The 16,664-nt window shown below is 43.1% G+C and carries 20 protein-coding genes; 7 read left to right on the top strand and 13 right to left on the bottom strand.

What is annotated here, in order from left to right; all coding sequences use genetic code 11:
- Nucleotides 1-34 precede the first annotated feature (34 nt).
- Nucleotides 35-409: a DUF2237 family protein gene (locus ICN17_RS05160; RefSeq protein ID WP_216236417.1), complete on the top strand. Its 375-nt coding sequence runs from the start codon at nt 35-37 to the stop codon at nt 407-409.
- The gene (locus ICN17_RS05155) at nt 406-1,305 is read left to right on the top strand and encodes a histone deacetylase (protein WP_216236416.1); all 900 of its coding nucleotides are present in this window, start codon (nt 406-408) and stop codon (nt 1,303-1,305) included. Before ICN17_RS05160 ends, ICN17_RS05155 begins: the two co-directional genes overlap by 4 nt.
- Before the next feature lie 29 nt (nt 1,306-1,334).
- Here the strand turns inward: ICN17_RS05155 and ICN17_RS05150 are convergent, their stop codons facing one another.
- Together ICN17_RS05150 and ICN17_RS05145 are read right to left on the bottom strand one after the other, a co-directional pair.
- Nucleotides 1,335-1,883: a phasin family protein gene (locus ICN17_RS05150; RefSeq protein ID WP_216236415.1), complete on the bottom strand. Its 549-nt coding sequence runs from the start codon at nt 1,881-1,883 to the stop codon at nt 1,335-1,337.
- A gap of 93 nt (nt 1,884-1,976) precedes the next feature.
- Nucleotides 1,977-3,680, bottom strand: coding sequence for an amidohydrolase (locus ICN17_RS05145; RefSeq protein WP_216236414.1), 1,704 nt, complete (start codon nt 3,678-3,680; stop codon nt 1,977-1,979).
- Nucleotides 3,681-4,017: 337 nt separating this feature from the next.
- On the opposite strand from ICN17_RS05145, the gene ICN17_RS05140 reads away from it, so the two are divergent.
- Together ICN17_RS05140 and ICN17_RS05135 are read left to right on the top strand one after the other, a co-directional pair.
- Nucleotides 4,018-4,182 (top strand): hypothetical protein, encoded by a 165-nt coding sequence (locus ICN17_RS05140; protein ID WP_216236413.1) that lies wholly within the window; start codon nt 4,018-4,020, stop codon nt 4,180-4,182.
- Between the two features lie 219 nt (nt 4,183-4,401).
- Nucleotides 4,402-5,037, top strand: a complete 636-nt coding sequence (locus tag ICN17_RS05135) for an NAD(P)H-dependent oxidoreductase (protein ID WP_216236412.1) — start codon at nt 4,402-4,404, stop codon at nt 5,035-5,037.
- 85 nt (nt 5,038-5,122) lie between these two features.
- Here ICN17_RS05135 and ICN17_RS05130 read toward each other — a convergent pair whose 3' ends face one another.
- The 6 genes from ICN17_RS05130 to ICN17_RS05105 form a co-directional block, all read right to left on the bottom strand.
- Nucleotides 5,123-6,265, bottom strand: a complete 1,143-nt coding sequence (locus ICN17_RS05130) for a mandelate racemase/muconate lactonizing enzyme family protein (protein WP_216236411.1) — start codon at nt 6,263-6,265, stop codon at nt 5,123-5,125.
- Nucleotides 6,266-6,282: 17 nt separating this feature from the next.
- A complete protein-coding gene (locus ICN17_RS05125; protein WP_216236410.1) occupies nt 6,283-7,248 on the bottom strand; it encodes a D-isomer specific 2-hydroxyacid dehydrogenase family protein in 966 nt (321 codons plus the stop codon).
- Nucleotides 7,241-8,152, bottom strand: coding sequence for a fumarylacetoacetate hydrolase family protein (locus tag ICN17_RS05120; protein WP_255538292.1), 912 nt, complete (start codon nt 8,150-8,152; stop codon nt 7,241-7,243). Before ICN17_RS05120 ends, ICN17_RS05125 begins: the two co-directional genes overlap by 8 nt.
- 8 nt (nt 8,153-8,160) lie before the next feature.
- Entirely contained in the window at nt 8,161-9,303 is a 1,143-nt protein-coding gene (locus ICN17_RS05115) for a mandelate racemase/muconate lactonizing enzyme family protein (RefSeq protein ID WP_216236409.1), read from the bottom strand.
- Nucleotides 9,304-9,339: 36 nt separating this feature from the next.
- Nucleotides 9,340-10,317 carry a tripartite tricarboxylate transporter substrate binding protein gene (locus ICN17_RS05110; RefSeq protein ID WP_216236408.1) on the bottom strand — a complete coding sequence of 326 codons (978 nt, stop codon included), beginning with the start codon at nt 10,315-10,317 and terminating at the stop codon, nt 9,340-9,342.
- Nucleotides 10,318-10,405: 88 nt separating this feature from the next.
- Nucleotides 10,406-11,086 carry a GntR family transcriptional regulator gene (locus tag ICN17_RS05105; RefSeq protein ID WP_216236407.1) on the bottom strand — a complete coding sequence of 227 codons (681 nt, stop codon included), beginning with the start codon at nt 11,084-11,086 and terminating at the stop codon, nt 10,406-10,408.
- A 151-nt stretch (nt 11,087-11,237) separates the two neighbouring features.
- On the opposite strand from ICN17_RS05105, the gene ICN17_RS05100 reads away from it, so the two are divergent.
- Nucleotides 11,238-11,894 (top strand): DsbA family oxidoreductase, encoded by a 657-nt coding sequence (locus ICN17_RS05100; RefSeq protein WP_216236406.1) that lies wholly within the window; start codon nt 11,238-11,240, stop codon nt 11,892-11,894.
- Nucleotides 11,895-11,909: 15 nt separating this feature from the next.
- On the opposite strand, the gene ICN17_RS05095 is transcribed toward ICN17_RS05100, so the two are convergent.
- On the bottom strand, nt 11,910-12,566 hold the full coding sequence (locus tag ICN17_RS05095) for a cupin domain-containing protein (protein WP_216236405.1): 657 nt from the start codon (nt 12,564-12,566) through the stop codon (nt 11,910-11,912).
- Nucleotides 12,567-12,714: 148 nt separating this feature from the next.
- Here ICN17_RS05095 and ICN17_RS05090 point away from each other — a divergent pair, with 148 nt between their 5' ends.
- Nucleotides 12,715-13,410, top strand: a complete 696-nt coding sequence (locus tag ICN17_RS05090; RefSeq protein ID WP_216236404.1) for an SDR family NAD(P)-dependent oxidoreductase — start codon at nt 12,715-12,717, stop codon at nt 13,408-13,410.
- 14 nt (nt 13,411-13,424) lie between these two features.
- Here the strand turns inward: ICN17_RS05090 and ICN17_RS05085 are convergent, their stop codons facing one another.
- Together ICN17_RS05085 and ICN17_RS05080 are read right to left on the bottom strand one after the other, a co-directional pair.
- Nucleotides 13,425-14,816 (bottom strand): 3'-5' exonuclease family protein, encoded by a 1,392-nt coding sequence (locus tag ICN17_RS05085; protein WP_216236403.1) that lies wholly within the window; start codon nt 14,814-14,816, stop codon nt 13,425-13,427.
- A 65-nt stretch (nt 14,817-14,881) separates the two neighbouring features.
- Nucleotides 14,882-15,451, bottom strand: coding sequence for an Rrf2 family transcriptional regulator (locus ICN17_RS05080; RefSeq protein ID WP_216236402.1), 570 nt, complete (start codon nt 15,449-15,451; stop codon nt 14,882-14,884).
- A 35-nt stretch (nt 15,452-15,486) separates the two neighbouring features.
- On the opposite strand from ICN17_RS05080, the gene ICN17_RS05075 reads away from it, so the two are divergent.
- Entirely contained in the window at nt 15,487-16,047 is a 561-nt protein-coding gene (locus ICN17_RS05075) for a hypothetical protein (protein ID WP_216236401.1), read from the top strand.
- On the opposite strand, the gene ICN17_RS05070 is transcribed toward ICN17_RS05075, so the two are convergent.
- Together ICN17_RS05070 and ICN17_RS05065 are read right to left on the bottom strand one after the other, a co-directional pair.
- Nucleotides 16,024-16,452, bottom strand: coding sequence for a DUF2244 domain-containing protein (locus ICN17_RS05070; protein WP_216236400.1), 429 nt, complete (start codon nt 16,450-16,452; stop codon nt 16,024-16,026). The two genes, ICN17_RS05075 and ICN17_RS05070, sit on opposite strands and share 24 nt — an antisense overlap.
- A 22-nt stretch (nt 16,453-16,474) precedes the next feature.
- On the bottom strand, nt 16,475-16,624 hold the full coding sequence (locus tag ICN17_RS05065; protein ID WP_216236399.1) for a hypothetical protein: 150 nt from the start codon (nt 16,622-16,624) through the stop codon (nt 16,475-16,477).
- Between the last annotated feature and the right edge of the window lie 40 nt (nt 16,625-16,664).

Genomic DNA, 16,664 nt, shown 5'->3' with positions numbered 1-16,664 from the left:
AAACTGGCTGACAACAACACTATTTAGGAATGTCATGCAAAAGGAAGTTGCCTTAAACGTATTTGGAGAGCCTTTAATCCCCTGTTCCTTTGATCCACTAACAGGCTTCTTTAGAGATGGCTGCTGTAAAACCAATGAAGACGATGTGGGTAGTCACTTAGTTTGCGCTGTTGTCACAACAGAATTTTTACAATTTAGCCTTGAAAAAGGAAATGATCTAACTTCACCAAGGCCAGAGTACCAATTTCCAGGACTGGTTGCTGGAGATCAATGGTGCCTGTGTATTTCACGCTGGGTAGAAGCTGCCAATGCACAATGCGCACCACTCATCAAGCTAGAGAGCACCCACATCAATGCTCTAGAAACTGTTTCCTTAGATGTCTTGCAGCAGTACGCGAGTGAAGTGTGAAGGCTTTTTATACAGATCATTTTGTATTACCCCTGCCAGCAGGACACCGCTTCCCGATGGAGAAATATTCTCGCCTAAGAGATCTAGTCAATACCATTACCGCTATCGACTTAGTTGAAGCACCAGCGGCTAGCGACACCCAAATTCTCTATGCCCACGACCCCAACTACCTCATCAACATCATTGAAGGAAAGCTAAGCCCTCTAGAGCAAAGAGAGATTGGTTTCCCTTGGAGTGAAAAAATGGTTGAACGCTCTCGCCGCTCGGCAGGAGCAACTGTCGCTGCTACAAAAACTGCTCTTACAGAAGGCATTGCAGTTAATTTAGCAGGAGGCACGCACCATGCCTATCGCGACATGGGCAGTGGATTTTGCGTCTTCAATGACTCCGCCATTGCGGCGCGCACCCTACAAAAAGAAGTCAGTTCAAAATTAAAGGTCGCCATTATTGATTTGGATGTCCATCAAGGTAATGGCACAGCCTCTATTCTGCAAAACGATTCCTCAGTCTTTACCCTCTCGATTCACGGTGAGAATAATTTTCCCTTTAAAAAAGAGCAAAGCGATCTGGATTTAGGCTTAGCCGATGGATGCACTGATGAAACCTACTTAAGTTCATTAAAAAAGTGCCTTGACGAACTGAGCTCTCGCTTTCAAGCGGACTGCTTGATTTATCTTGCAGGGGCAGACCCTCACGAAGGGGATCGCCTGGGAAGATTAAAGATTAGTAAAGATGGCATGCGCTTAAGAGATGAAACCGTTTTTCAATATGCCTTAGATAGAAAACTACCTGTAGCCATGTCAATGGCAGGCGGCTATGGAAAAGAAATTGAATCTACTGTTGATATTCATTTCCAAACCATCAAAACCGCCCTGCAGTTTCAGCAGCAGTACTAGCAAAAGTAGTCTAAAAGAACGAGCCTTGCTTACTTCTTGCTCGGCGTCACCTTAGGCGTAGGAAGCTTGCTCATACTTTCTATACCCTTCTCAAAGTTGGCATATGAATCGTTCATTGCAGAGCGAATCAATTCAAAATTTTGCAGCGCATTGTTGAATGAAGTCTTAAAAACCGATACATAAGCCTCGCTACCGATAGGTGCATTATTAGTTGCATCGTTTACAAAATGAATTAAATCTGCCTTAGATTCCTGAATCAAATTTTCTGCGATGGCAGCCAATTCTTGATTACCGCTCTTGAGAATCTGCATGAGCTGATGTTGATACTGAGTCACTTCTTTAGCAGCATCTTGTAAAACTTCAGCATGAACATATTCAAACGCAGTGCGAGGGTCTTGAGTCTGCATGAGCTCAGAGACTCTTTTCTGAACCAACTCAGCCAATTCTTGGGCAGCCTGTTGATTAATTTTTGCAATAGCTTGGGCACTTTCAGTGGCTACACGCCCTGCAGCCGTAGTGGCATCTATAGCCCTTTGCTGACCAGGCATGGCGCTCATATCAAATGGATTTTTGCTCATATAAACCCCTCAAGTAGTGATCACTAATAACAATCTACTCTCGTTAGAGGAGCTTTCTATAGAGGAATACCAGTAGAAACTGAGGGCTTACTATCACCAGGCCTGCTTTTTGCCATCAATCCAGGTTTCCCGGACTTTGATATTGGCAATTTGTTCAGGGCTTGTCTTACGAGGATTTTTATCCAGAATGACTAAGTCAGCCTGCTTACCCACCTCCAAGCTACCAATCTTATCGTCAGACATTAATTGATAAGCGGCATTAATGGTTACGGCACGAATAGCATCGTCCACAGTCACGCGCTCATTTGGACCTAAGACTTCGCGTGGTGGCTTTTGCCATAAACGATCAACGCCTTCAGAGATATAACGTAATGGACTTACTGGAGAAATCGGAGAATCGCTATGGTACGTAAAACGTGCACCCTCTTTTTTAAATGAGGCGCCGGGAGCAATCCGACTAGCGCGCTCGGGGCCAACAATGTGATTATGAAACGCTGCACCCCAGTAGTCCACATGACCAACAGTAAACCCCGGCACAATGCCTAACTGCACTGCCTTTTTAACTTGTTCTGGTGTATTGATAGTGAAGTGCTCAATGCGCAAACGGCGAGTTTCAGGTTTTGTATTACCCAACAATAGCTTTGCATAGTTATTGAGAGTTTGGTCAACAGCACGATCACCATTAGCATGAATAGATAGTTGCCAACCTTGATCAAAGAATGGCTTGATCAATCCATAGATATCCTCATCTTTATAGTCAAGATCACCCAGTCTCTTAGTGCCAGCTGGATAAGTATAGGGTTGATTTAACGCAGCAGTTAAGCCTTGAGTGGAGCCATCGGATACAAATTTAACCCCCACAAAACGCAGGCGATCATTTCCATCATTTGGCTTAATAGCATTAAAGCCTTTTGGAATCGCGGGACCATATAAGTAGCCCCTCACGCGCAGTGGCCAATCTTTACTCGCAGTCGCACCTTGAAGTAGCTTCACTTCATTATCCAAACCTAACATGGCGCCTACGGTAATTTCGGTAGTAGTAGTCACACCCTTGGATGCAATCATCTTGCCAGTTTTTTGAACTGCTTTGAGCAAATCTGCATCAGTTGGAGGGGGCATTTTTTCCATGAAAGGCGCATAAGCGGCGCCTTCAATCAACACACCTGTGAGTTTGCCTTGGGCGTTCTTCTGAAATACCCCTCCACCAGCTGGATTAGGAGTGCTATCAGTGATGCCCGCAATTTCATAGGCCTTGTGATTGACGTATGCAATATGCCCAGATTGATTTAAGACAAAAATAGGCACTTCAGTACTAACCTTGTCCAAAACATCCGCAGTTAATTCAGCCATGAATGGATTAGTACGCGATGGATCAACCCCAAAACCCATAAGCCATTGCCCTTTTGGCAAAGTCTTTAGGTGCGCCTTTAACTTATTACTCAAACTTGCTACCGTATCGTACTTAGTAGTGAAGTTAGAGAGATCTAGCCACAGGTATTCACCAACTGCCGTCAAAATAATATGAACGTGAGGATCGATTAAACCCGGCATTGCAGTTTTACCCTGCAAATTCACAAGCTGAGTAGAGCTAGCCTGCCATCCTTTGGTTACTTCAGCCTTAGTGCCTGTAGCAACAATTTTTCCATCCTTGATAGCAAGTGCTTCTACCTCATCATTCTTTGCGTTTACGGTCAGAATAGATCCACCATAAAAAATGGTGTCCGCATTATTTTGTGCAACAGTCATTGCGGAATAAGTAACAAGTGCTGCAATAAGAATCTTTGATGAAAATTTCATGAAATAGAATCCAAATAAATTAAGCGTGATATGAGACTGGTAATGATCCGAAAAGAACCCGAATGAGCATTGAAAGATTCACTTCACTAGGTCTGGTGTTAATATAGAAAAAACACATGTAGTAATAATTAACAGTATACCGATCCATAAGGTCAACAATTTTGAACACTGATTCAAGCTGACTCCTTGTATTGGATCAGGACCATTTTCATTGGAATTGAGAGCTTCTGGCAGATACTTTAATTTACCACCTCTGTATACGAACTATATCAATTACAGGAGAGTATTTAGGGCTAGGATGAAATGATGGCATACCGCCACCGGATTGGATCCAACTTTGAAAACTCACCATGCTCTCCTGCTTACTTTCTTAATTTTGATTGCGAGCACCGCCCATGCGAATCGACAGCTAGCAGTTCGTAATGGCTGCATGAGCTGCCATGCGGATACCGAACTAGATGCCCCACCCTGGCCTGAGCTTGCCACTAAATATGAGAAATAACGTGGTCAACCAGATGCAGCAAGTATTCAAGAAGAGAAGCTAAGGCAAGGCAAATTCTTTAAGAACGTCAAAGCACATCGAAAATTAAGCCCGACCAATGCGACCGAGATAATGCAATGGATTATTGATGGTGCCAATTGGCATGATTGCACCCAACAAAAGGCCCTAACTTAAATTAAACTAATCACTCTGTATGGAAATTAAGTTCAAGGGAAAGTGATGAGTCTGATTGATAAGCTGCAGTGGCGCTATGCCACCAAAAAAATGGATCCAGCAAAAGCAGTGCCACCAGAAAAGGTTGAGCAAATTCTGGAAGCCATTCGTTTGACAGCGAGCTCTAGTGGCCTACAGCCATATGAAGTGCTAGTGATTACCAATAAAGAGGTGCGAGAGAAAATCAAGCCCATTGCTAATGGCCAATCTCAAATTACCGATTGCTCACATCTACTAGTTTTTGCTGCCTGGGATACCTATACCGCAAAGCGCATCAATGATGCCTTTGATATGACTGAAACAATCCGTAACTTTACTAGTGAATCCGGAACAGCTTATCGCCAAATGCTACTCAAGGTTTATCCAGCGAGAGATGCGGAGATTAATTTCACGCACGCTGCCAAACAGGTCTATATCGGCCTTGGCACTGCACTCATTGCGGCAGCCTATGAACAAGTCGATAGTACGCCAATGGAAGGCTTTGATCCACAAGCACTCGACACTATTCTGAACCTCAAAGAAAAAGGTCTGCGTAGCGTGGTCTTGCTGCCATTGGGCTACAGAAAAGCTGATGAGGATTGGTTACTTAACCTGAAAAAGGTTAGAAGAGCTAAAGAGAATTTTGTTAGCTGGATCCAGTAAATACTAGCTCAATAGAGGCAAATAAAAATACCAACCCTAGAGTTGGTATTTTTATTTGTTTGATCCGCCAGAATTCGAGCATTAATCACACGTAGCAAGGTCCATCAATCAATGGATGATCTTTAATAAAATCGAGATTGATTTTCATACCAATGCCTATACCCTCATATGGTCGTACGTAGCCCTCTGAATCGAGTTCATATGCACCTTTATCCATCATCTCATCCCTAAAAGGGTTAAGGGATGTAACATCGCCTTCAAAATATCCTGGATTATCAATCGCAGAGAGAAAGTGAATCGTTGTACCCATATTAATTGCGGTAGCAGAGGTATGCGGATTAATGGTTAACTTATTAGCGCTCGCCATCGCAGCAATCCTCATCGACTCAGTCACTCCACCAGTCTTTGACAAGTCAGGCTGAATAAATTGAACATCGCCATCATCTAATAGAGTGGAAAAGTCATAACGGGTGTAGTGATTTTCACCAGCAGCAAATGGGACTCGCCCTAAACTACGGGCCATGTGATATGCCTTTCTATCCTGAGGTGGAAAGGGCTCCTCTAACCAGCTCACGCAGGCCTCATCAAAGGCGGGCATTACCTTACGTACATCAGATAATGTGTAATTCGTATTAGCGTCAACTAGTATATCGATGTCTTCACCCACAGCTTTACGAACCGCTTGAACTCTTGCGATATCTTTCTCGGCGGTATCACCAACACGCAGTTTTAAAGCTCGATACCCTGTCGCCACATGCTCTTGCGCCTCTTTGGCTAAGGATGCTGGCTCCTGCCATCCCAAGGCAATACCACCCGCATACGCTTTAATCTTTTTAGAAGCTCCACCCAACATCCGATATAAAGGTTGCTGAAAAATTTGAGAGCGAATATCCCAAAGTGCAATATCAATACCGCTCAACGCAAGTACTGCAGCTGCACCCATACCATGGCTTGAGACCTGCATCTTATAAACACGAGCCCAGATACCATTGATATCCATTGCATCTTGGTTTAGCACTAACTCACGCATCGTTGTATCGATTAATTTTGCAATTGCGCCCGGAGCTCGTCCATGATGAGCTTCGCCCCAACCAATATGGCCATCTTCAGTTTCGATCCGAACAAGTACTGAGTCTCGTTTGACGCATTTACCAATACCTAGTCGCACAGACTTATTCTCGGGTACAGGAAAAGAAATAGGCACCGCCTCTAATTTGACAATACGCATTAGATTACTCATAGTCATTAAGCTTTATTTAAAAATACTTCTGGGTTGACAACGTTTTCTACTTTAACGCCATTTAGGATCGCTTTAATAGTTTCAACTGAACCCTTGCTCATGCCGCGCATACTAGTAGCGGTCATTGAAGCTATGTGGGGTGTAAGCAATAGATTGGGGCAGTTGAATACAGCCTCATCCCCCGACAATGGCTGCTGATTATGAACATCCATCGCAGCCCCAGCAATTTTTCCCGCTACCAAGGCATCTAGAACAGCTTGTGTATCAATAACTGGACCTCTAGCGATATTGATGAGAATAGCATTCGGCTTCATTAAAGAAATTGAAGCTCGATCAACCAAACCGCGCGTTTGATCATTCAGTGGACAGCATATTGCTACTACATCAGATTGAGCAAATAATTCTTCTTTGGTAGCCGCAGTGATGTTAGACGGCAAGGTTTCAGGACGTCTGGTTAAAGCAATTACATTCATTTGCAAAGCTGAAGCAGCTTTTGCCAATTTACTGCCAATGGCACCCATTCCAATAATGCCCAATGTAGTTGTTGATAATTCTGTTGATGGATCTGCCATCGGACGTGCCTTCGCCCAACCCTGGCTTCGAAGCGCCGAATCAATCAAATCTAGGCGGCGTCGAAAATAAAATATTGCAGCCAGACAATACTCAACTACAGCAGTTGTATTTGATCCAGGTAAGTTTGCAACTGGAATACCTTTTTTAGTAGCAGCAGCTACCGGAATAAAGTCTAAGCCCACACCATGTCGCACGACAGCCTTCAAGTGAGCGGCATTATCAAATATGTCATCAGGCAACTGACAACGAACAATCAAACCATCGCAGCCTGAAATGAGACCTTTAAGCGTATCAGGCTTGATGTCGGGAGACACGATAACATCAAACTCTTTCGATAGCTCCTCGTGATACAAAGGATGAATGGGATTCGTTAACAAGACCTTAAATCTTTTACTCAAGAAATGGCACTCCCTGTTCAATCGGATTATTTAAAATTCCTAGACCTTCGAGCTCTATGCGCACTGTCTGCCCTGGCTTAAGCCATGCACTTGGCGTATGCATCATTGCTAAACCAGCTGGAGTGCCTGTTGCAATAATATCGCCTGGTTCTAATGGCATTTGCTTTGAAATATAAGAAATAAGCTCGGCAATTTTAAATAGCATTGTGGAAGTCGACCCATCTTGCAGTGTTCTACCGTCAATACTGAGCTTAATATCAATTGCATAAGGATCAGGGACTTCATCAGGAGTAATCAAAAATGGTCCAAATGGCGCTGACGCAGGCATATTCTTCCCACGTACAAAATTACCTTGATCTTCTTTAATCATGCCACTGCCACTAATGTCGTTATGCATGGTATAACCCGCAATAAAGCTCATCGCAATTTCAGGTTCAATATGTAAAGCACGCTTACCAATAACAACCGCTAACTCTGCCTCATAGCCCACATTACCAACATCAGGTGGTATTAAGATGGGATCATATGGCCCAATCACAGTGCAGCCTGATCGTATGAAAATCACTGGCTCTTTTGGATAAGCCATAGAACGCTCATCCAATGCATCTGTAAAGTTATATGCCGCTCCAACAATCTTCCCTGGATTGATAATTGGGGAGCATATCGAAATAGAATCGATACAGACTAAAGCAGCTTGGTTCACCTTACCGCTCTCAATTTTGCTAGCAATTATTCTATTTAGAGAGGGTAGACCAGCTTGTACTATCTCCAATAAATTTGGATGATTGCCTGCCATCAAGTCATGACAACTGCTATGCGAAAGATCTAAGACATGTGCAGAGTCTTTTAGTAGTACACCGACGGAGGGAGTTTGACCATTTTTTGTAAAGGTTAAATAGCGCATAGCTGAATTTATGCGACTCGATATTGATCAAGAATATGGCGATTAATCTCAATGCCTAGGCCTGGACCCTTTGGCACGCTGACCTTACCGTTAAGCTGAATAATCGGCTCAACCGATAATAAATCTCGGAATGGGTTTTCGCATTGCTCAAATTCAAATAAGGGAGGATTTCCTTTGAAGCTAGGGGGCTGATCTGGAAGTGCTGCCAAGAAATGTAAAGTTGCAGCTACGCCAATCACCGATCCCCAGGCATGCGGAACGCACTCTACACCATGTGCACTAGCAAGGGTTGCAATCTTGCGGCACTCACTAATACCACCAGCAGCACAAACGTCAGGCTGGACTATATCCATAGCCTTGCGTACGACGATATCTCTAAATCCCCAACGGGTAAATTCATTTTCTCCACCAGCTACAGCCATATCCAAAGCACGAGTCACCTCAACATAGCCATCTAAATCTTCTGGAGAGATCGGCTCTTCAAACCATTCAATATTTAACTTTTCAAGCTCTCGGCCAATCTGAATTGCTTGGGGCACTGTAAAACAATGGTTAGCGTCAACCATGAGTCGCATATCGTCTCCTACCGCTTTGCGAACTGCCTCCACCCGTCTGATATCTAGCTTTAAATCGCCCAAACCAATTTTCATCTTGATAGCAGTAAAGCCGTTTTGCTTAAATTCAATGGCTTCCTCTACAGCCTCTTCGATCAAGCGATTCATATCAATAAAATATAGGCCTGTTGCATAAGGCGTCACTTCATCACGATAGGAACCGCCAATCAGTTTATGGATGGGCTTGCCGCAAGACTTTCCAATAATGTCCCAGAGTGCAATATCAATTCCGCTAATCGCAGAAATTGCCATGCCGGTAGTGCCGTAGTCCTTAATGCGGTTATAGAGATCTTCCCAAATTACTTCCACATCAAATGGATCTCTGCCGACAACGCGGGGAGCAAATTGGGTATCAATAAATGCCTTTGATACAGCCGATGGTCCATAGCACTCCCCCCAACCGACTATGCCGTCATTTGTTTCAATTTCAACAATGCAAGAGCCTCTGGTTTTATAAACCCATCCTCTAGAAGAGGTAAATGGCTTTGCTACAGGTGCAGAAACAACGTGACAGCTTACTTTTTTGATTTGACTCATGAATCTTCTTTCAGTTTCGAATACTTCATCAGATATTTATTTTTTAGGCTCAGAAAATACTTTTTTTCCAACTACAGCCAAAGTGTTTGTCACGGCAATAATTTCGGCGCCTAGCGCTTTTCCAGTCAGGTTATCGACTCGAGCACCACCATCCTCTGAAGCAGCTTTGAATCGTGGGTCCTGAATCGCCTTGCTAAAAATAGCGATTAATTTTTCCTGAATTTCTGGAGGCGTTTTTGCTGGTGCTGCAAGATAGGCCATTTGCACCAATGGTCCATATGGGAAAACGTTATAACCCTTCTCTTTAAAAGTGGGAACATTGGGCATTGATTTAATTCGCTCATTTGCAAATACACCCAATGGCATCACCATATTGGCATCAATCTGCGCCTTACTCTCAGAAGGTTTTAAGACTGCTGCATCAAGCTGCTTACCAGCAAGATCAATAATCACTTTGGAGCCCCCAGTATATGGAACAGTGATGATTTCTGAATTCACAATATTGCCTGTCATTACCGCAAAAATATGATTCAAATTATTACTACCTGGCGTACCGATAGAGATTTTTCCTGGCTTCTTTTTGACCATTGCTTCAAAACTATCCAAGTCTTTTGTTGGGCTATCTTTAGGAACCAGAAGCAATAATTGATCGGTTGTAACTCGAGCAATCGGAGCAAATTGCTCGTTTTTTAATGGCGTTAGACCCTGGGCAATCATCGCCATAGTCGAGCTTGTACCCATGCCAATGGTGTAACCGTCAGGTTCTGCATTAGCTACTTTTGTCATGCCAATAGTTCCAGTTGCACCTGCAACGTTATCTACAACAACCGTTATTCCATCATCAGCCAAAATTTTTGAAATTAAGCGAGCGGAAATGTCATTCGATCCGCCAACGTTCCAGGGCACCACCAACTTAATTTCCTTGACAGGAAAATCAGCGGCTACGACCGATCCAGTTGCTAGAAAAATAGTGAGGGCAGCAATTGCAGTAACAGCAGTTTTAAATGTCTTCATATCGACTCCTTTGACTATGGTCTATGAATGTTATAACAAATAACATTCGTTAAGAGAATAACTTATTAACCCTGGTTTCAGTACAGATTTAATCCAATAAATTACAGATATCTAGTCGGGCACTGTCAATATCGGCCCGAATGGCTTTGGCGACCCCAACACCGTCACCCTTCTTGAGGGCGTCGAGGGCAGCTAGATGATGTTTGTGTCTCTTTTGTCCCGGCTTGTATGCTGGCAAAGCAAGATTTAGTGTTGGTCCGCAGCGAAGCCAAGCACCTTCAATGGCCTGGAGAAGGATTGATTGTTTGGCTAGCTTATAAATCCCAAAATGGAACTTGTAGTGGGCATCCAAATAAGAGGCGAGATTTCCAGTTTCTGCCAGACTCCTCATCTGGTTCAGCAACTGAGAAATTTCTGCGATTTCCGTTTTAGTTGCATTTTTGGCGGCTGCTTCTGCAGCTAATGGCTCCAAGCTAATGCGTATCGACATGAGTTGACCAAATTCATCCGCATTTAATAAGGGTACCGAAGCTCCCCCACTTTGACCAACACCACCTCGCTCAAGAACATTTTCAGCGGCCAAACGGTTAATAGCATCTCGAACGGGTGTAAGGCTAATTCCTAAATCCTGAGCAACTTTTCTGAGGATGATTCGCTCTCCAGGGGCAAACTTACCCGCCAATAATGCACTTCTCAAAGATAAATATGCTTTATCCCAAAGGGTATCTTTGTTTATTAGCTTAAGGCCGCCCTTGGAAATGCTTGGCATTAGAGTGTTTTCTAAAAATAGAGTTAAGAGCTAATATAAATCAAAATTGAGGGCCCACTTCAATTAGTTCAAAAAACAAAAGTCTTACTATTTTAAATTTCAGCTTGTTATAGACAATATTTCTATACATAAGCTCGGTAGAATATAGCTCATGAAACCAACCATCAAAATTGACTTCGTATCTGATATTGCCTGCCCCTGGTGCGCTGTCGGACTTGGTAATCTCAATCAGGCCATTGTGCAACTCAGCGACAAAGTCAATTTTGAAGTGCATTTTCGGCCTTTTGAACTCAATCCCCATATGCCTATTGGCGGTCAAGATGCGATTGAACATCTCACGCAAAAGTACGGCCTAACTGAAGAACAAGTCAAAGCGAATCAAGCCAATATCCGCACTAAAGCATTAGATGCAGGATTTGAATTTCATCCAGAGGGTCGTAAACGGGTCTACAATACTTTTAATGCCCACCGCCTTTTATATTGGTCCGCAAAAGAATATGACTTACAGAAGCAAGCAGCCTTAAAAGTGGAGTTACTCAAGACATATTTTTGTCTTGCGGTGAATTTAGATGATCAGAAAAATTTGCTCGACGCAGTAGCTCGTGCTGGTTTAGATGCCCAAATAGCTAAAGAGATTTTGAATGGGGCTGAATTTGCGAATGAGGTACGGCAAGAAAAAACTGTCTATACGAATGCTGGTATCAACTCTGTTCCCTCAATCATTCTGAATGATCAGTATCTTCTACAGGGCGCCCAACCTCCTGAATCATTCGTGGCAGCATTTGAGCAATTAATGCAAAAGAGCTAAAAGGTAAAACTAGCTCTATACATCTAATAAGTGCCCAGTCTTTACAAAAATAGTGCAGCCCTCTTTACTAAAAGGCTGATGAAGACTAAGGTGCGGACTTCTAATCCATGAGCCAGCGGGATAGCGTCCGTGCTCATCTTCAAAGACGCCATCTACTACAAAAATTTCTTCACCGCCATAATGCTTGTGCGGATTGAAATAAGTTTGATGCGCCCATCTCACTAAGGTAGATCCCGTTCCTTGTCGCATCAATGGCATCACTGTTAAACCAGGTACCATCCCCTGAAACCACTCTGCGGAGCATGTATCTACAATCTCTCGTTCCAGCTGTTCTGACCCAAGATGCCTCAACTTTACAAAGAGAGTGCAACCCTCTTCACTAAAAGGAGCATGAGATGAGCCGGGAGGATTCATGATGTAGGTACCTGCGGGATAGCTCCCAGTCTCATCGCTAAATACCCCATCTAAAACTAAAATCTCCTCACCGAATTCATGAAGATGTGACGCAAATCTTGCGCCTGCTTGATAACGAACAATCGAGGTTGCCTTAGCAATTTCATCGCCCTGACGATCAAGCATGCGCCTTTCAACTCCTAATGAGGGGCTAGAGATCCAGGGGAGATCATGCTGGTTTAGGACCACACGCTGACTGTAGTCAGAATTAATATGCATTGGGTAATTATTGATCGTTATTCATGATTCTGCACAAGAATACCAATGGAATGAAATAGGCACCCTAAAACAATGCTCAAGTAAGAAGCTAGTGGGCTTACACTAAGCTATCACTGAAATCTGTAGTCACACTATTAAAAGCTTTTCTATGAAATTACTTCCAAACCCTTTTCGTGCCCTGGTAATCGGCTCCTCCGGAACTATCGGGATGGCTTTTGTAGATCTCCTCAAAAAGAATCCATCCTGCTCTGAGGCCATAGGAATCCATCGCCACTCAGAGCTTCCTATTGATTATCAAAATATTGCATCAATAGAGTCTTGCGCCAATGCGCTTGTTTCAGCAGCACCTTTTCAGCTCATTATTAATACAGTCGGGGTTTTGCACACAAGCCACTGGATGCCTGAAAAGAGACTTGAGGATCTTAATGCTGAGCAACTCATGGAGCTCATGAACATTAATGCAATTGGTCCGGCGCTCACCATACGTCACTTCTCTAAATTACTAGATCCCCAAAATAGCGTCATGGTGACTCTCTCAGCCAAAGTTGGCAGTATTGAAGATAACCGTCTCGGCGGATGGTATAGCTATCGCAGTTCTAAGGCCGCCCTGAACATGTTGTTAAAAACGGCATCTATTGAGTGGGCCCGCACAAAACCGAATACTGCCTTAATTGCGCTGCATCCTGGAACAGTGAACTCGAGACTCTCCAAACCATTTCGTGGCGAGCAGATTGGTAGGCCTGCAGACCAGGCGGTCGCGGATATGTTTCAGGTAATCCAAAATCTTCGAAGAGAGGATTCAGGAAGATTTATATCGTATTCGGGTGAAAAGCTGCCTTGGTAAAGAGATCATGGCCATTAGATACGGATAACTTGGTTTTTATATCGCCCTGATAACGCTTTTTTAACAATCTTATAGATATCTAAATCAAATTCAGCATCACCGGCGCTTTTCAGTTCGGATAATTCATCTTCATTGATGGCGGTCCCCAGGTAGCACCAATTATCTAAGACAATCATTTCACCACCATCATCAATTGCAATCGGCCCCTTATAAGGCCAGACTTGCACTTTATACAGACTCATTGCGGTTTGAAGTTGTAGGTTATGCATTTCGGTAGGCATCACTCCAATGCAAGCGCCGCCGCATTGTTTTAGCTGATATCCAAAACAGGATTTACCTTCGGCACCCTTTTCCAGCCCTAGCAATACTTCGCATAAGCGATACTTTTTAGCTACTGCTTTTAAATAAGAGTGAGCCTCTCTTTTACTGTAAAACAATCCATATAAGTTCTCTTGAAGGCCTGGTAGCAAATCTTTCTGATTGACTAGCTCTGGCACAAGTATTCCTGAAGAATTTTTTTCTAGACTCCAAGCGCATAGATCTTTAGAGCGACGTAGCTTGATGTTCATACTAGGCATGCGCTCTTTAATCAGCTGAGACTCCAGAATTAAAGCGCCTAACTCGCCACTAGTCTCTATCCAGTCAATATCTCTGACTTGTAGGGATAGCTTCATTTCTTTACGCTGCGTTAATGAGCCTTGAAAGTGGCCCAATACCCTACTGCGCAAAGAAATACTTTTCCCAATATACAAAGGACTCTTATTTTCACCATAGAAAATATAGCAACCCGGCGCATCCGGAATTGAATCAATCAATTCCTGATTAATATTGGGCGGCAAGCTTGCATTGCCCGTCAATTGATTAATGGCTTCAAGCAATCGCTCTTTACCAACTGTTTTTTCACACACCTGCCAAAATTGAAGCAGTAAATCAGCATCACCAAGCGCCCTATGCCGTGCGCTGACAACCAGGCCATGAGACTGAATGATGGTGTCGAGGTTATGACGGGACTGATTGGGAAATAGCAATCTTGAGAGCTTTACTGTACATAAGACCTTGGGTTTGAAATCGATTCCAACCCTTTTAAGAGATGCTTTAATAAAGCCATAATCAAATCTTGCGTTATGAGCTACAAAGATTTTTCCCTCAAGCTCTTCTTTAATTTCTTTTGCAAGATCATCAAAACTTGGCTGATCAGCAACCATTTTTGGAGATATGCCAGTTAATTTCTGGATATTTTGAGGAATATATATCTGGGGATTAATTAATTTTTCCCAAGTGCTAACCTGCTCGTCTGCCAGCGTTTTAATACCAATCTCAGTAATACGATCCCGCTCGAAATGGGATCCTGTGGTTTCAATATCAATAAAAGCTAGCTTGGGGTATTGAATGATTTGCTGCTTCATAAAAATTCAGGCTTGGTGGGTAATTGGCTTGGCTATATAGAACCCATTGCAGTCATTACCTGATTTTAGCTTGGGTTACGATTCAAGTAGTTAGCAAAGTCAAATACGGAATTAGGTCCGCATGGAACTTCTACTGCCTTCTTAAATTCAGCCTTCACTACATACTGAATCTCACCTCGTTGCTTCTTTTCTTTTTTTGGATCCAGGGGAACATATGGCTTACGCTCAGGCGCTTTTTTAGCTTCACTAAAACTGGGTACGTAATCTTTGATAGTAGATGCGAGGGATACATTTTCCATGCAACCTAGCATATAAGCCTCTAGAGATTGATAAAGATCCTTAGCAATATCTGATAGCTCAACCTTACGCTTTTTGATTAAATTCATTGCGAGCACGATGTCTTTAATAGTAATGATGCGGGGATCTTTGGAGAGTTGGTAGCCACCTGTTCGCCCCTTGACCGCAATGACGATCCCTGACTCTCTCAATGGTCGCAAGAGGAGCTCAATACGGCTAATAGATAAATGTTGTCTCTTAGCTATCTCAGGGACCGGCACAAACTGACCATTGCTTGAATGACTAGCAATATCGACCAAGGCATTAAGTGCTGTTTTGACTGCTTTAGTGACTTCCATGACTCATTTGGCGAAAAAATTAGATTAGAGCTAGTATGAAACCGAATCTAATATCTTGCTGCAGCGCACTACTTAACCCTTTTTATCATATGGTTGAAATAAGCAAACCCTACTACCCCCTTGCACATCGATTGCTCAGATTCATCGCCTATATATTGGCAGGGGGCATTTTCGCGCAAGCTTTGAGCTGCGGGATCTTCTATTTTTTAATTTATGACTCTCAAGCAGCTGGCATGCTAGCCCACCTGATGATTCAACATCTCTCTTATTTCTTCTTGGGGGGCGTATTTATCATCATGAGCGTTTCGAATATTCTCATTAAAAGAGGTTTATCTCAGTTAAGAGCGATTCGCATACCATCGCTCACTATATTTTTAGCAATCGCTACTACGAGCTTCCTACTCATACCTCGTATGGATTATTTGCGAGAGACTGCCCTGATCGATGGCATGCCCGTCATGCTCTCTCCTTTTGCCAATTACTTTGCAATACTCAATGCCATTGCACTACTTCTTCTTATAGCCCAAATGATATTCAGCGGCCTTATGGCATGGCGCTTAAGCGATCCCCAATTAACCCAGATGACGCCTGACTGAAGCAATTAAAGGGATCTGTTGCTCCGGCCTGACAAACTGCCCTAGCTCAACTCGCAAATCTGATTGAGTAATGAAAAAGGTTTTTGATCCCTCTAGGGGTGGCTCAATTTTTGCCCATTGAGCATTAAATTCATAAACCCTTTCTCTATAGCCAATGAATTTTTTGACCAAAAGGCGTTTACCTTCAATTTCAATCGTTTCACAATCTAAGGCATGCCTACAGTAGATTAAAAATCCAATCGTGACCGCAGTTAATTCCAGAGCTGTAAAAACGGGAATCATCCATACTCCCGCCAAGAAGAAACCAATCCCCACGATTAAGGAAAGGCAGACCAAGACAATATAAAACTCGAGAAGCTGCTTAGGTGTTAGAGCGCAGTTTCTACGCATTTGCCAAATCTTCATACCAAAACATGATTACCGAAAATTAATGGGTACTTTTACGCTCTTGGGATTTAGCCAGCTGGTCAGCACTTCTTTGCTGAAAATCGACCATGGTGTGATAACCCATTTGATAGCAGGGGCAATGCTTACCCAGAATCCAGCGAGCAAGCTTAACGCGAAATTTTTGAATCATTTATATCTCCCAATATTGAGCCTTAAATGTAAACCCAAAT

Source organism: Polynucleobacter sp. 73C-SIWE, assembly GCF_018882465.1.
GTDB lineage: Bacteria > Pseudomonadota > Gammaproteobacteria > Burkholderiales > Burkholderiaceae > Polynucleobacter.
Note: the sequence above shows the minus strand (reverse complement) of the source record. Positions and strands in the feature narration are given on the sequence as shown.

Excerpts from the sequence above, each read along its gene's own strand:
- ICN17_RS05160 (WP_216236417.1), top strand. The coding sequence starts at position 35 with ATGCAAAAGGAAGTTGCCTTAAACGTATTTGGAGAGCCTTTAATCCCC.
- ICN17_RS05150 (WP_216236415.1), bottom strand. The coding sequence starts at position 1,883 with ATGAGCAAAAATCCATTTGATATGAGCGCCATGCCTGGTCAGCAAAGG.
- ICN17_RS05145 (WP_216236414.1), bottom strand. The coding sequence starts at position 3,680 with ATGAAATTTTCATCAAAGATTCTTATTGCAGCACTTGTTACTTATTCC.
- ICN17_RS05135 (WP_216236412.1), top strand. The coding sequence starts at position 4,402 with ATGAGTCTGATTGATAAGCTGCAGTGGCGCTATGCCACCAAAAAAATG.
- ICN17_RS05130 (WP_216236411.1), bottom strand. The coding sequence starts at position 6,265 with ATGCGTATTGTCAAATTAGAGGCGGTGCCTATTTCTTTTCCTGTACCC.
- ICN17_RS05120 (WP_255538292.1), bottom strand. The coding sequence starts at position 8,152 with ATGCGCTATTTAACCTTTACAAAAAATGGTCAAACTCCCTCCGTCGGT.
- ICN17_RS05115 (WP_216236409.1), bottom strand. The coding sequence starts at position 9,303 with ATGAGTCAAATCAAAAAAGTAAGCTGTCACGTTGTTTCTGCACCTGTA.
- ICN17_RS05110 (WP_216236408.1), bottom strand. The coding sequence starts at position 10,317 with ATGAAGACATTTAAAACTGCTGTTACTGCAATTGCTGCCCTCACTATT.
- ICN17_RS05105 (WP_216236407.1), bottom strand. The coding sequence starts at position 11,086 with ATGCCAAGCATTTCCAAGGGCGGCCTTAAGCTAATAAACAAAGATACC.
- ICN17_RS05100 (WP_216236406.1), top strand. The coding sequence starts at position 11,238 with ATGAAACCAACCATCAAAATTGACTTCGTATCTGATATTGCCTGCCCC.
- ICN17_RS05095 (WP_216236405.1), bottom strand. The coding sequence starts at position 12,566 with ATGCATATTAATTCTGACTACAGTCAGCGTGTGGTCCTAAACCAGCAT.
- ICN17_RS05090 (WP_216236404.1), top strand. The coding sequence starts at position 12,715 with ATGAAATTACTTCCAAACCCTTTTCGTGCCCTGGTAATCGGCTCCTCC.
- ICN17_RS05085 (WP_216236403.1), bottom strand. The coding sequence starts at position 14,816 with ATGAAGCAGCAAATCATTCAATACCCCAAGCTAGCTTTTATTGATATT.
- ICN17_RS05080 (WP_216236402.1), bottom strand. The coding sequence starts at position 15,451 with ATGGAAGTCACTAAAGCAGTCAAAACAGCACTTAATGCCTTGGTCGAT.
- ICN17_RS05075 (WP_216236401.1), top strand. The coding sequence starts at position 15,487 with ATGAAACCGAATCTAATATCTTGCTGCAGCGCACTACTTAACCCTTTT.
- ICN17_RS05070 (WP_216236400.1), bottom strand. The coding sequence starts at position 16,452 with ATGAAGATTTGGCAAATGCGTAGAAACTGCGCTCTAACACCTAAGCAG.
- ICN17_RS05065 (WP_216236399.1), bottom strand. The coding sequence starts at position 16,624 with ATGATTCAAAAATTTCGCGTTAAGCTTGCTCGCTGGATTCTGGGTAAG.